Below are 13,955 nucleotides of genomic sequence, written 5' to 3' on the forward strand. Positions count from 1 at the left end.
CTGTTTAAACTTTACACCATGTATTATTCCAACAAATCCCCTAGGACATTGCGTTTAAATCAATCCCCAAAATTATTCTGAATCACCGTTAGTATTAATAGAACTCCAAATATTAACTGGCTGATTGTAAAAATATAATCTTTTTTGTTTACTGCATACTTCCACTCCATTGGCTCCCTCGTAACATTTATGAAATTCCCTAGCAGCAGTACCACTAGAAAGACGACCCTTATAGTCCAATCCATTTTTTTGTGTTTCTCATTAATATGATTATATGAAAACAGTTTCTTCTTCTCGACTTGTAGCCATTTTCTCATAACAGCATTAAACAATAGGAATAGTAACATAACAATCGCTAGTAGGAGAAGTAAGGCAAGCCAATCAGTTCCATACATAATTTTCACCTCCTCAGCATCCTTTTGTTAGCTAATATAAATACAAAAAGCACCGCTATGTGCAGTGCCATTTTGTATTTATATATTCTAGTAATAGATTGACTTAGATTACTAGTCTTCCATAGTAGACAAATCGCCGGTTGGCAGTTTTAACTCCCAAGCTTTTAATACACGGCGCATAATTTTACCACTTCTTGTTTTTGGTAACTTATCTTTGAATTCGATCTCTCTAGGTGCTGCATGTGCAGCAAGTCCTTTTTTCACAAATTGTTGAATATCTGTTATTAGTTCTTCCGATGGTTCGTACCCTTCGTTTAACGCAACAAACGCTTTAATAATTTCGCCACGGACAGGATCCGGTTTTCCAATAACACCAGCTTCTAAAATAGCTGGATGCTCTAATAATTTACTTTCTACTTCGAACGGCCCAACGCGTTCGCCAGAAGTCATAATAACATCATCTACTCGACCTTGGAACCAAAAGTATCCATCATCATCCATATAAGCCGAGTCCCCAGAGAAATACCACTCATCGTTAATGAAGTATGACTCATACTTTTCTTTATTGTTCCACACCTGACGCATCATGGCTGGCCAACCCTTTTTAAGAGCAAGATTCCCCATTGTATAAGGCGGGACAATGTTCCCCTGATTATCTATAATAGCTGCTTCAGTTCCAGGAAGTGGTTTCCCCATTGAACCTGGTTTAATAGGCATGCAACCATAATTACAGATCATCAGTGCACCAGTCTCTGTCATCCACCAAGTATCATGGATTCGTTTATTGAAAACTTGCATACCCCATTTGATAACCTCCGGATTTAACGGTTCGCCAACTGACAACACATGACGTAATGAAGATAAATCATGCTTTTTAACGATGGCATCTCCTGCTCCCATCAGCATACGAAATGCTGTAGGTGCACTGTACCATACCGTTACTCCATAATCATCTATCGCTTTATACCAAGCATCTGGTGAAAATCTGCCACCAAGAATAAGGGAGGTAGTTCCCGTGAGCCATGGACCAAAGATGCCATATGCCGTTCCCGTCACCCAACCTGGATCTGCGGTACACCAATAGATATCGTCACCTCTTATATCCATCACCCATTTCATCGATTGATATTGCTGTACCATCGCATTATGGGCATGTAAAATCCCTTTTGGTTTTCCTGTGGAGCCAGATGTATAGTGTAAAATCAGACCATCTTCTCTATCGACCCATCTAATTTCAAAGTCTTCTGATGCATTATGTAAAGCTTTTTTGAAATCGATGAACTTATCGGATTCCTCTATATTTTCACCAACTATAAATACCGTCTCTAATTTAGGTAATTTATCCATTGGAATTCTATCTAATAATTCCGGTGTTGTAACAATTGCTTTTGCTTCACTATCTTGTAAACGATCGTAAACAGCGCCTTCCATAAACGCTTCAAAAAGTGGACCAACAATTAACCCCATTTTTGTAGCACCAAGAAGTGCAAAATACAATTCTGGTGACCTCGGCATGAATATAAACAGACGATCCCCTTTTGACAAATTTGAATGGGTTACGTATACATTTGCAGCTTTATCCGTCCATTTTTTCATATCGCCAAATGTATAAGATTCCTTACGATCTACATCTTGATAATGAAGTGCGACTTTATCCTTTTTATCGGATTCTGCATGACGATCAATTGCTTCATACGCCATATTCACTTTGCCAGTTTTATACCATGAGAACTCTTTTTCTGCATCTTCCCATTTAAAGTTTTTTGCAGTTTCCTCATAATTTTTTAACTGAAAGTCCCCTTGAACTACTTGTAATGTTTCCATCTTCATCCTAATCACCCTTTCTATAACTATACTATTTCATTCTACAACACTTTTTACCCTTTTTGCTAATCTTTCTACTTTTTTGAATCTTTTATCAAATAATTATGGTAATCGCTTTCTCTGTTTAAAATCATGTATAATAAATACAATTACAATACTATTAATGGGTGGTGAATCCTTGATACATACCAAAATGTATAACTCCATGCAGAAAGAGACGGTACATGGCACTGTCATTATAGAGGGTCCTGTTCCTTCTGAGGAAATTGCCAGGCTTCAGTTCCATGAGGATTTGGTAGCTTTTCGTGCACCTAAACAACAGCATCAAGCAATTATTGAAATTGCCAAGTTGCCTGAAGGAAGAATAATTATTGTGCGTGATCAAGAAACAATTGTAGGTTATTGCACATATTTACATCCAGACCCCTTAGAAAGGTGGTCACAAGGTAATATGGAAAATTTGATAGAATTAGGAGCAATCGAGGTAATTCCAAAATTCCGTGGCACCGGAGTTGGGAAAACACTCCTTCGTGTCTCCATGATGGATGATGCGATGGAAGATTATATTACGATTACGACAGAGTATTATTGGCACTGGGATTTGAAAGGCACTGGTTTAAATGTTTGGGAGTATAGAAAAGTAATGGAGAAAATGATGCAAGCGGGTGGACTTGAATATTTTGCAACGGATGATCCTGAGATCAGTTCCCATCCAGCTAATTGTCTAATGGCGAAGATAGGTAACAGGGTGGACAATGAATCTATCCAACAATTTGACCAATTACGATTTATGAATAGATTTATGTATTAATCATTGAATACTATCTGACAAAAGGAGTTCATGCCAATGCTAGTTGAACAAATCATGAATACTTCCGTACCGAGTCTAACTCCGGATCACACGATAAATGATGCATTAAAACTACTGAAAGAGAAGAAAATACGTCATTTACCAATTATTAATGACAAGCGTCAAGTATTAGGAGTTGTGACCGATCGAGATTTAAAAGATGCAACTCCATCCACCTTACAAAATGTATCAGACCCTGAAATATATAATCGTACATTAGAAGAAATTATGACTAAAAATCCAATCACAGGCCATCCTCTAGATTTCGTAGAGGAAACTGCAAGTATATTTTATGATAATCGAATTGGTTGTTTACCAATCGTATCACATGGAAAACTGGTAGGAATGATTACCGAGTCCGACTTACTTTACAAATTTATTGAACTTACAGGTGTACATCAACCAGGTTCCCAAATTGAAATTCGAGTTCCAAATAAGCCTGGTGTTCTGTTCGACGTTTCAAAAGTTTTCCACGAGCAAAAAGTCAATGTATTAAGTGTATTAGTTTATCCCGATAAGGATCACAGCGACTATAAAATCTTAGTGCTTCGCGTAAAGACGATCAATCCACTAGAACTTATCAAATCTATTCGTGCTGAAGGCTATGAGGTATTATGGCCGAATCATCCAGGACTGGGACTATGAAAAATGCTGTATTCGTCTTTTCCGAAAACCAATTAGGCTATAAGTTTTCGGATACTCATCCATTTAACCAAAAACGCCTAACATTGACGGTGGATCTATTAAAAGAAGTAAATGCTTTATCCTTATCAGAAATTGTTTCTCCTAGAATAGCAACGGACGAGGAATTACTTCTCGTCCATGATGCAAACTATATTGAAATGGTAAAAGAAGCTAGCAAGATAGATGCCGATAGCACTAAATATGAGAGTTACGGCATCGGTACGGAAGATACCCCTATCTTCCCAGATATGCATGAAGCAAGCGCAAGCCTTGTAGGTGGAACGTTGACTGCTGTGGACTATGTAATGGAAGGTAAGTCTACTCATGCGGTAAACTTAGGTGGAGGTCTTCATCACGGTTTTAAAGGTCGTGCATCTGGTTTTTGTATTTATAATGATAGTTCTGTCGCCATTAAGTATATGCAAGAAAAGTATAATGCTCGTGTTCTTTACATAGATACAGACGCTCACCACGGAGATGGTGTCCAATGGAGCTTTTATGATGATCCAAATGTATGCACTATTTCAATTCATGAAACAGGAAGATATCTATTCCCCGGCACAGGGAATATTACCGAGCGAGGGACAGGAGAAGGTTACGGAACGTCTTTTAATTTCCCTATTGATGCATTTACAGAAGACGAGTCCTTTTTAGATATATACCGGACAAGTTTTCGTGAAATTGTAGAAGCATTCAAACCGGATGTCATTCTAAGCCAAAATGGTGCAGATGCTCATTATTTTGATCCACTTACACATTTATATGGAACAATGAATATCTATCGAGAGATTCCTAAGTTGGCGCATGCGCTCGCACATGAATTTTGTGATGGCAAATGGATTGCAGTTGGTGGTGGTGGCTACGATATTTGGAGAGTAGTACCTCGTGCATGGTCCTACGTATGGATGGAGATGAATGATATTCCATTGCCAGAAGGCGAATTACCAAAAAGTTGGTTGGATCGATGGTCGAAAGAAGCACCAGTCCCACTCATCCCTACTTGGCAAGATCCAAATCCGCTATACGAACCTATTCCACGTAAAGAAGAAATTACCGAAAAAAATAAACATATGCTCGATAAAGCACTTTACCAGTTGCGAAATCAGCAAGCATTTAAAAAACACCAGTAACTGTTTAGTTTACTGGTGTTTTTTTTATTTAACTGATTTTCGTTCCTCAATCCAATACGGAAGAATTACGTTATTCTCTTCAATATTTTCTTTGTTCATATGCTTCGTCAGCAATCTCATTGAGACTGCCCCAATATCATACAATGGTAATACGACACTCGTTAGTTGAGGTCTAACCATTCTTGTTAGTTTCGAGTTTTCAAAACTCATTACTTCTATATCCTCGGGTACGCGTAATCCGTTATCTTGTGCACCATGGATTAAACCAATAGCAATTTCATCGTTACCAGCAAAAAATGCTGTTGGCGGATCCTTTAACTCTCGTAACTGATCCCATGCAACAAGACCATCGTCGTATGTATTATTGACACCTACTATAAGATCTGTGTCAATTTCGATACTAGCCTCATTTAATGCTCTTTCATAACCTGATACCTTGTATAGTTTAGTAATGGTGCTATCAATAGATCCAGATACAAAAGCAATGCGTTTATGTCCATTTTTAATCAGACGATTCACAGCGTCCACTGCTGCATCATGGTATTCAATATTTACAGAAGGAAACGAGTTCGATGTTTCCACTGTTCCTGCTAAAACAATTGGAACGGTTGCTCTGTTCATTTCATGCAACATCTCAGGGGAAATTTCATCACTCATCATAACTACCCCATCTACTTGCTTACTAAGTAGTGTAGATAGTAGTTGAACTTCTTTATCTTCTTGCTGATCGGAGTTTGTTAAGATGATGTTATAACGGTACATCGTTGCAATATCCTCAATACCACGTACTAGCTCTGCATAAAATACATTTGATATATCGGGAATGATAACGCCGACCGTTTTTGTTTTTTTACTCGCTAATCCTCGTGCAACAGCATTTGGTCGATAATCCAGTCGTTCAATTACTGCCAATACTTTTTGACGGGTAGCAGGCTTCACATTCTGATTTCCATTAACAACGCGTGAAACAGTTGCCATTGATACATTTGCCTCTCTGGCAACATCGTAAATTGTAATAGTCAACATATATCCCTCCTTCACCTTTTTTACATACAAAAATTTATATATATATTAATAATACTTGATAACCTTCCCAACTTTCAATCAAATAGTAAAACCGACTCTAAAATTAGAGTCGGTTTTGTGAATTTTTTCACTATCTATGCGTGGATCTCATGATTTTTCAAGAATTTCTGTACAGAGTCATAAAACTCATCAAATTGTTGTAAGTTCATTTGTTGAGCCGCGTCCGATAAAGCAACAGCTGGATCTGGATGAACTTCTGCCATTACCCCGTCAGCACCAATAGCAATTGCGGCTTTAGCAGCAGGTAGAAGTATATCACGACGACCCGTTGAATGTGTTACATCTACAAATACTGGTAAATGTGTTTCCTGTTTCAATATTGGCACCGCAGATATATCTAACGTGTTTCTTGTCGCACGTTCATACGTTCGAATACCACGTTCACATAAAATAATCTGGTCATTACCTTGAGACATTATATATTCAGCTGCATGGATGAATTCATCCAATGTAGCAGCCATTCCTCGTTTTAATAGTACTGGCTTATTGATAGAGCCTACTGCTTTTAATAATTCAAAGTTTTGCATATTACGAGCACCGATTTGAACTACATCAATATAGTCTAATGCTTCGTCTAAATGACTTGGCGTTACAATCTCAGAAACTGTAGACAAGCCAAATTCTTTTGAAATTTGTTTTAATATTTTTAGTCCTTCTAATCCTAGACCTTGGAAATCATACGGAGAAGTACGTGGCTTATATGCTCCACCACGGATTAGCTTCAATCCTTTAGATTGGATAGCTGCTGCTACCTCTGCCACTTGTGTATAGGACTCGACTGAACATGGTCCAAATACAAACGATGGTGTACCTGTTCCAATAAGTTCTCCATTAATATTAACGATCGTACTCTCAGGTTTTCTTTTACGAGACACAAGAAGTGCTTTCTTTTGATCATCTACTTGTATTTCCAATGCAGTTTTGAAAATTTCTTTGAAAATATGCTCAACAGTTGATTGCGGAAGTGGTCCAGCGTTATTTTCTTTCAAGTGATCTAGCATATGTCTTTCACGAAGAGGATCATATCTATTAACACCCTGTTTTTCTTTTACTTTACCAATCTCTTGTATAACACCAGTTCTTTCGTTTATTAACTGTAAGATCTCTACGTTAATTTCATCAACACGTGCGCGTAAAGCGTCTAAATCTACATGACTCATAGATAATTCTCCTCTCTTCTCTCCATCGGTACTTTATAACGACTGAAAATTGTGATACATTTTTAGATATAAGACATATTATAATCAATGCATGAGAAAATGTCACGCATTTTATTTTAGCGATTCAACTCGTTAAAGTATTTGTCTAGAAGAGGACGTGGGAATTTGGCATCTAAATTATTTGCATTAGATATTGGGACAAGGTCCGTAGTGGGAATCATTTTAGAAGAGCATGGGGAGTCTTTCCATGTTGTTGATATATTAGTAGAAGAACATAAGGAAAGAGCAATGGTTGACGGTCAAATACATAATGTCTTAAAAGTGGCTGAGATAATTCAGTCTGTCAAAGAAAAGTTAGAAAAAAAGCATGGCAAGCTAGAAAAGGTTAGTGTAGCTGCTGCTGGTAGAGCACTAAAAACAGAGCAAGCTGAAGTCATAATGGATATTAAAAATAGACCTATCTTCTCAGAAGACGATATGAGCCGACTTGAGTTATCAGCAGTACAAAAAGCACAAAGTAACCTACTTCAAAGCAGTACGGACAAAAATACCAATCATTATTATTGTGTAGGCTACAGTGTTGTCTATTATCGATTAGATGGAGAAGAAATAGGCAGTCTAGTTGATCAACAAGGAAACGAAGCATCTATAGAGGTTATTGCTACATTTCTACCTCGGGTAGTAGTAGAATCTCTTATTTCTGCATTAAAACGAGCTAACTTAGAAATGGAAGCATTGACACTGGAACCAATTGCCGCGATTAATGTGTTGATCCCTCCTTCTATGAGAAGATTAAATGTAGCATTAGTCGATATTGGAGCAGGTACTTCCGATATTGCTATAACAGATTTGGGAACTGTAGTTGCCTACGGAATGGTTGCAACGGCTGGTGATGAAATTACTGAGGCTTTAAGTGACATTTACTTATTAGACTTCCCATTAGCCGAAGAAGCAAAAAGAACCCTTAATACCGAAGAATTCATTCAAATTCAGGATATTTTAGGCTTCGAACAAGACATTCCAAAAGAAGAAGTTGTCGACTCACTAAAGCCAGCTATAGAGGTTTTAGCTAGTTCCATTTCAAACGAAATTCTTCGACTGAATAATAATAAACCTACAAAAGCGGTAATGCTTGTTGGTGGAGGAAGTTTGACTCCAACGTTGCCTCGTATTTTAGCTGAAAAACTAAATTTACCTGCCAATCGAGTAGCTGTTCGTGGCATTGATGCCATTCAGAACTTAACGAAAGCAGATCATATCCCAATTACACCTGAATTGGTGACTCCTATTGGTATTGCTATCGCTGCAAAGCGTGCACCAATCCAATATATGTCTGTACAAGTAAACAATCAAATTGTTCGGTTATTTGAACTCAAAGAAATGACTATAACAGATGCCTTACTAGCCGCTAATATCTCTGCACGTAAACTCTATGGAAAGCCTGGTGCGGCCCTATCAGTACATGTGAATGGACAAGTTATTCATATTCCCGGAGAGCATGGAAAGCCTGCCGTTATTCAGCTGAATGGTATAGAAACCAATACAAAATCATCTATTCAAAATAACGATAAGATTGAACTATTAGAGGGCATCGATGGAAAAGAAGGAATGGCCACAGTTCGAGATCTTTTAGATGATGCTACTATTAAATCTATAACATTCCAGGGAGTTATGTATATAGTAGAACCTTCCATACAAATAAATGGCAAGAAAGTATCTTTAGACACTATGTTACAAGAAAATGACAAAATTACTGTGGAGACTCCACAAACTGTTGAACAAGTTTTGTATGCAATTCATAAAGAAAATTATTTGACTCAGCTCCATCCATACACCGTCACGATAAATAATAAAAAACATTTTATCCCGACATTTTCAACCAAATTATCACTAAATGGCAGTCCAGTAAAACTTTCCTATTCTGTACAAGAGAATGATATTATAAAAATGGAAACACATAATTCACCTACACTGGAACAACTGGCAAATCAACTCGATAAAAAACTGGTAGACCAGATAAAAATTACGTTCCAAAATAACACGCTAGAGCTTTCCAGAGATTGCGCAATTGTTCATAAAAATAACGTCCAATTATCCTCAACGGATATTATTGCGAACGAATCGAAAATTCAGTGGCAAGATATAAATAGTTCCCCTTGGATCTTTCAAGACGTTTTTCGCTTTACAGAATGGACTATGCCTGAACAAGCTGGCTCCTTCCAAATCTTAAAAAATGGAACTCCTTCCCGTTTCGATGAAGAAATATTCGGTGGGGATCAACTGGACATTGTCTTTGAATAAGAGCTCCCTTCGATATTGGCTACAATTTTAAATTGCATAAAAGCATGAAAAAACGAGCATCTGACATAGTCAGTCCTCGTTTTTATTTTGTATAAAATTACCTATTCCAACTTGAGCCTCAAGAATTCCAACTACAGTCCCGTTTATTCCAACTAAACCCTTCAAAATTCCAACTAAAATAATCACCACTTTAAAAGTTCATCAAAATTACCCTTTTCTAGAAAATAATCCTCATTGGAATTTTTTAAAACGACATCAAAATTCCGATGATAAGGATGCATGAATAATTCATATTGAATTCTACGCATTTCATGTGATTTTCTTAAATAATTTATATCTGTTCCTCTTTTAGAAGTATCACGTATACCTCTTCTCGTTAACTCAGTTTTTCCATCAGTATACAAATAGACTTTGAGGTCATATAGAGTAGGATCTGTAAATGCAACGCTCATCCCTTCGACTATATTAATATTATTTTGCGAAGAAAGTAACTTGCTCGTTGAATAATTCGTACCTATTGTATAAATATCTAAACCATCTCTCATCATATGAATATCTCTCTCTAAAGCCAATATATTATGTGCAGAAGGGTGACAAGCTGTCATTTTATCATGATGAATTTCATTATGATATTCATAATCTATCAACGCATATTTTCTAAGTTGAGATCCAATAATATAAGGGTCCGTATTAATATAATTTACACAGTCCTGCCCTAAAATCTTTATAAGATTATATGCAAGTGTTGTCTTTCCAGATGCACCATGTCCTGAAATTCCAATAGTAATTCTTTTATCCGTCGCGCTTATCCAATTGGCTATTTTATGTATTACATTCTCCATACGTCACCTCTTCTGCTCTGAAATATTAATATCAATCCAGCTTTACTTTAATCTAATATCGTTTCTTTTTGTGGATTCCTCAGAAACTCGAAGAGCGTTTTAATCTGTGACTCCGTATTTCTATTCGTAGAAAGCTGCGGTAAATTATGTTCCGAAAAAAAGTTAATACTATTCGTTTCAATTCCTAAGGTAGGTTTTCCCCCAATAATTTCACACAATATAAATATCTTATAATAATGATAAGCTTCAGGAGGATGTGGATGTTTATTTTTATCCATTAAAGCAATTAGTCTTATTGGTAGTACATCAAAGCCTGATTCCTCTTTTATTTCCTTCATCACATTCTCAGATGGGGATAGTCCTATATCACAAAACCCGCCTGGTAAAGCCCATTTATCATCTATATTTTCTCTTACCATTAAAATTTGATTGTTTTTAAAAACCACACCACGTACATCTACTTTAGGAGTTTGATAGCCAGTTTCATTTGTAAATAAACCCCTAATTTTATCCATTTCTAATTCAGTATGTTCTCTCATAATTTCTATACTAATCTCACGTAATTCTTCATAACGTTCGATATCATATATATCTTTAGAAAATGCCAGCCCTGACTGAGACAAAGCTTGTATTCTTTTTGCCCACTCTAACCATTGTTTACTCATAAGATACCTAACTTAAAGGAACTTTTAAATTCTTTTATACTTTTAATTATCAAGTTGGGTTGTTCACTAAATGTAGATGTTTGATACTCTGACAACCACTGTACCCCAATGGTGTACACATTAGCTTGTACCCCAGCAACTATATCAGCATCACTGTCACCTATGTAAATTGTATCCGAATTATTTACTCCTAATATAGATAATGCTTTTATCAGCCCCTCTGAATCTGGCTTCGGATTTATCACATCATCTCCAGTTATGATAACATCGAATAATTCATCCATATTCAATTCTTTTAAAGAAATATCTAAACTTCTTTTTGCTTTTCCAGTAAAAATCCCTATTTTAATATCTAGCTTTTTCAAGTAATTCAGCAATTCTAGAATTTCAAGATTAGTCTCTACTAATCTATTATGATGTTCAGAATACGTTTCGTAGTAATATTCAATTGCCTCTTCTTTATTTGCATTAGACAAATTTTTTCTTATAATACCTGTTTCAGAAGGACCAAACATATCCTTTATACCATCGGAAGAAATATCCTTATTATCAAACTTTTTAAACACATTTTGAAAAGCATAAAAACAAATAGGTAAAGTATTAGCCAATGTTCCATCAAAATCAAATATAATTGCCTTCATAATAGTCCTCCTCATGTTCTACAAAAATCAAATATGCAATCAATGACGTTTTAAAGCAGCGTAATTGCAATTGCCTATCTCTTACTTAAATTCTATAGGAACAGGAAATCCCCTCTTATTTTTTTAAAAACAAGGCTCTGTTAAAGAAAGAGGTTGATAATCGTTAATGACTGCGAAGAATAGGTTTCCGAATCGTATTGGAAATTTATGATAAAATAAATAAATAAATATAGGCTTGTGAAAGTGTTCACTTAAACTAACGGGGCAGGTTAGTTGAAGAAGAATGTTCGAATATTTATAATATATATAGAACGTATATTCTGTATTAGGGGGATGAATATGACAAAAAAGGCGTTACTAATTATTGATGTTCAAAATGGAATGTTTCAAGAAGGAAATGTTGTCTTTAATGGTGATAGATTATTAAAAAAATTAAATGATTTATTAAAAAAAGCACGATTAACTGAGACATCAGTTTTTTATATCCAGCATAATGCACCTACTGGAAAACCATTAGAATCGGGAACAGAGGGGTGGAAAATTCATTCTGATATTGCCCCCGAAAATGAAGATATAATAATACAAAAAGCAACTCCAGATTCATTTTTTAATACATCTTTAGATGAAGAGTTGAAAAAAAAGGGAATTGAACATTTATACATTACTGGGATTCAAACGGAACTTTGTGTAGATACAACGTGTAGAAGGGCATTTAGTATGGGATATAAGGTGACTTTAGTTTCAGATACACATAGTACCTGGGATTCTAATGAGTTAACTGCACAACAAATTATAAATCATCATAATAGTGCCTTAAATTGGTTTGCAGATGTTTATCCGAGTAATGAGATAAAATTCAATTGATTGTGAAGGGTTGTACTTAAACTAACGGGTGCTTTAGTTAAACAGGACCATCAAAAAATGATGGTCTATTTTTATGTACATGTGAAATGTTACACTTAAACTAACGAAGCAGTTTAGTTGAAGAAAGTGTTATGAAGATTTGTTAAGGATTATAGGGGGAAATTACATGATGACAGAGGAACGATTAGGTAAGTGGATAGAAAGGTACGAAGAAAATGGTTATTTGAATGGTTCAATATTAATAGCTTCTAAAGAAAATATTCTTTTAAACAAAGGTTTTGGCATGGCTAATTGGGAGCATGCTGTACCCAATAAACCTACTACTAAATTTCGCATTGGCTCACTTACTAAGGCTTTTACATCTATGGGTATTTTTCAATTACATGAAAAAGGGAAATTATCTATAGATGATTGTATAGGGAAGTATCTTCCTAATTATCCACATGGTGAAAAAATTACAATTTATCATTGTCTAACAAATACTACAGGAATTCCAAATTACACAAGTTTCCCTGATTTTTGGTCTAAAACTATGAGACTTCCGATGACTTTACATCAACTAATCGATTCATTTAAACATCTTGAATTGAACTTCGAACCTGGAAAGAGATTTGAATATTCAAGCTCAGGATACACATTACTAACAGCAATTTTAGAAAAAGTTTCAGGTATGTCATTTGCAGAGTACATACAAGCAAATATATGTAGTCCCTTAGGTATGAATAATACAGGCTGTGATGACGGAATTGAGATAGTTGCAGACTTAGCTTCAGGTTATTCATTTTGGGAAAAACCAATTCACTCAGCATATACAGATTTATCCTTTCCTTTAGGAGCCTATGGTTTATATTCTACAACAGAGGATTTATTCCTTTGGGATCAGGCATTAAAATCATCTCAACTCCTTAACAAAGAACAAATGGAAAAAATGTCTACTCCAAACCTTAGTTCTTACGCCTCAGGCTGGGTGGTGTCTGAAATGGTGGGCAGAAAATGCATGCACCATTTTGGAGATATTAGTGGTTTTTGTAGTAATTTTTTCAGATTTGTCGATGAACAAGTTACGATAATCTTTCTAAGCAATATGAACATTACTCCTGTAACACATTTAATTCAAGAAATGGCTAAGGTAGTTTTTGATGAACATGTATCACTACCTCTCCCAGCTCAACCAATTAACTTTATAAACAAGGAACTTATTGCTGGGAAGTATTCTATTGAAAATGATGAGGGATTAATTTTAGACATCTCTATAAATAATGGTGAACTATATTTAACTGTTCCTAAAATGTACGGGGTATTATATAAATTTAAACTTGTGCCAGTTAGTCACAATGCATCAAAAACAACTTTTTTAACTGAAATGGTTAATGAGCAACTAATATTCAATTATTCATTGTCAGGTGAAATAGTAGGTGTAGAGTATAAAGATTTTAATGAAAAAAAATATATAGTTTCTAAATGTTATTTAACTAACGGGTTGCTTTACTTCAAGAAGGAGTAGAGCCTTTTT

Annotated in this window: 13 protein-coding genes; 6 read left to right on the top strand and 7 right to left on the bottom strand. The window is 35.6% G+C overall.

Features of this window, described 5'->3' with window-relative positions:
- Positions 1-59 precede the first annotated feature (59 nt).
- The gene (locus tag MKX53_RS11905) at positions 60-395 is read right to left on the bottom strand and encodes a DUF4181 domain-containing protein (RefSeq protein WP_340911475.1); all 336 of its coding nucleotides are present in this window, start codon (positions 393-395) and stop codon (positions 60-62) included.
- 111 nt (positions 396-506) lie between these two features.
- A complete protein-coding gene (acsA, locus tag MKX53_RS11910; protein WP_340911476.1) occupies positions 507-2,225 on the bottom strand; it encodes an acetate--CoA ligase in 1,719 nt (572 codons plus the stop codon).
- Positions 2,226-2,397: 172 nt separating this feature from the next.
- Here acsA and MKX53_RS11915 point away from each other — a divergent pair, with 172 nt between their 5' ends.
- From MKX53_RS11915 to MKX53_RS11925, 3 genes are read left to right on the top strand one after another with little or no spacing between them, the layout of a single operon-like run.
- A complete protein-coding gene (locus tag MKX53_RS11915) occupies positions 2,398-3,030 on the top strand; it encodes a GNAT family N-acetyltransferase (RefSeq protein ID WP_340911478.1) in 633 nt (210 codons plus the stop codon).
- A 36-nt stretch (positions 3,031-3,066) separates the two neighbouring features.
- Positions 3,067-3,714: an acetoin utilization AcuB family protein gene (locus MKX53_RS11920; protein ID WP_340911480.1), complete on the top strand. Its 648-nt coding sequence runs from the start codon at positions 3,067-3,069 to the stop codon at positions 3,712-3,714.
- Complete coding sequence (locus tag MKX53_RS11925) at positions 3,711-4,883, top strand: acetoin utilization protein AcuC (RefSeq protein ID WP_340762960.1); 1,173 nt, start codon at positions 3,711-3,713, stop codon at positions 4,881-4,883. Before MKX53_RS11920 ends, MKX53_RS11925 begins: the two co-directional genes overlap by 4 nt.
- A 24-nt stretch (positions 4,884-4,907) precedes the next feature.
- Here MKX53_RS11925 and ccpA read toward each other — a convergent pair whose 3' ends face one another.
- The gene (gene ccpA, locus MKX53_RS11930; protein ID WP_340764507.1) at positions 4,908-5,906 is read right to left on the bottom strand and encodes a catabolite control protein A; all 999 of its coding nucleotides are present in this window, start codon (positions 5,904-5,906) and stop codon (positions 4,908-4,910) included.
- 137 nt (positions 5,907-6,043) lie between these two features.
- Positions 6,044-7,129: a bifunctional 3-deoxy-7-phosphoheptulonate synthase/chorismate mutase gene (locus MKX53_RS11935; protein WP_093536848.1), complete on the bottom strand. Its 1,086-nt coding sequence runs from the start codon at positions 7,127-7,129 to the stop codon at positions 6,044-6,046.
- 165 nt (positions 7,130-7,294) lie between these two features.
- Between MKX53_RS11935 and pilM the strand changes: the two genes are divergently transcribed.
- Positions 7,295-9,430 (top strand): pilus assembly protein PilM, encoded by a 2,136-nt coding sequence (pilM, locus tag MKX53_RS11940; RefSeq protein ID WP_340911481.1) that lies wholly within the window; start codon positions 7,295-7,297, stop codon positions 9,428-9,430.
- Positions 9,431-9,612: 182 nt separating this feature from the next.
- On the opposite strand, the gene MKX53_RS11945 is transcribed toward pilM, so the two are convergent.
- The 3 genes from MKX53_RS11945 to MKX53_RS11955 are packed head-to-tail and all read right to left on the bottom strand — an operon-like array spanning position 9,613 to position 11,581.
- Complete coding sequence (locus MKX53_RS11945) at positions 9,613-10,272, bottom strand: uridine kinase family protein (RefSeq protein ID WP_340911482.1); 660 nt, start codon at positions 10,270-10,272, stop codon at positions 9,613-9,615.
- 47 nt (positions 10,273-10,319) lie between these two features.
- Positions 10,320-10,937 carry an NUDIX hydrolase gene (locus MKX53_RS11950; RefSeq protein WP_340911484.1) on the bottom strand — a complete coding sequence of 206 codons (618 nt, stop codon included), beginning with the start codon at positions 10,935-10,937 and terminating at the stop codon, positions 10,320-10,322.
- Positions 10,934-11,581, bottom strand: a complete 648-nt coding sequence (locus MKX53_RS11955; RefSeq protein WP_340913343.1) for an HAD family hydrolase — start codon at positions 11,579-11,581, stop codon at positions 10,934-10,936. The genes MKX53_RS11950 and MKX53_RS11955 overlap by 4 nt, the downstream gene beginning before the upstream one ends.
- A gap of 336 nt (positions 11,582-11,917) precedes the next feature.
- Between MKX53_RS11955 and MKX53_RS11960 the strand changes: the two genes are divergently transcribed.
- Positions 11,918-12,442 (top strand): cysteine hydrolase family protein, encoded by a 525-nt coding sequence (locus MKX53_RS11960; RefSeq protein WP_340911486.1) that lies wholly within the window; start codon positions 11,918-11,920, stop codon positions 12,440-12,442.
- Positions 12,443-12,608: 166 nt separating this feature from the next.
- Positions 12,609-13,946: a serine hydrolase domain-containing protein gene (locus tag MKX53_RS11965; RefSeq protein WP_340911488.1), complete on the top strand. Its 1,338-nt coding sequence runs from the start codon at positions 12,609-12,611 to the stop codon at positions 13,944-13,946.
- Positions 13,947-13,955: the final 9 nt, after the last annotated feature.

Origin of the sequence: Psychrobacillus sp. FSL K6-4615, assembly GCF_038008225.1 — a bacterium.
GTDB lineage: Bacteria > Bacillota > Bacilli > Bacillales_A > Planococcaceae > Psychrobacillus > Psychrobacillus psychrotolerans.

Excerpts from the sequence above, each read along its gene's own strand:
- MKX53_RS11920 (WP_340911480.1), top strand. The coding sequence starts at position 3,067 with ATGCTAGTTGAACAAATCATGAATACTTCCGTACCGAGTCTAACTCCG.
- MKX53_RS11950 (WP_340911484.1), bottom strand. The coding sequence starts at position 10,937 with ATGAGTAAACAATGGTTAGAGTGGGCAAAAAGAATACAAGCTTTGTCT.
- MKX53_RS11960 (WP_340911486.1), top strand. The coding sequence starts at position 11,918 with ATGACAAAAAAGGCGTTACTAATTATTGATGTTCAAAATGGAATGTTT.
- MKX53_RS11945 (WP_340911482.1), bottom strand. The coding sequence starts at position 10,272 with ATGGAGAATGTAATACATAAAATAGCCAATTGGATAAGCGCGACGGAT.
- MKX53_RS11935 (WP_093536848.1), bottom strand. The coding sequence starts at position 7,129 with ATGAGTCATGTAGATTTAGACGCTTTACGCGCACGTGTTGATGAAATT.
- MKX53_RS11965 (WP_340911488.1), top strand. The coding sequence starts at position 12,609 with ATGATGACAGAGGAACGATTAGGTAAGTGGATAGAAAGGTACGAAGAA.
- MKX53_RS11905 (WP_340911475.1), bottom strand. The coding sequence starts at position 395 with ATGTATGGAACTGATTGGCTTGCCTTACTTCTCCTACTAGCGATTGTT.
- acsA (WP_340911476.1), bottom strand. The coding sequence starts at position 2,225 with ATGAAGATGGAAACATTACAAGTAGTTCAAGGGGACTTTCAGTTAAAA.
- MKX53_RS11925 (WP_340762960.1), top strand. The coding sequence starts at position 3,711 with ATGAAAAATGCTGTATTCGTCTTTTCCGAAAACCAATTAGGCTATAAG.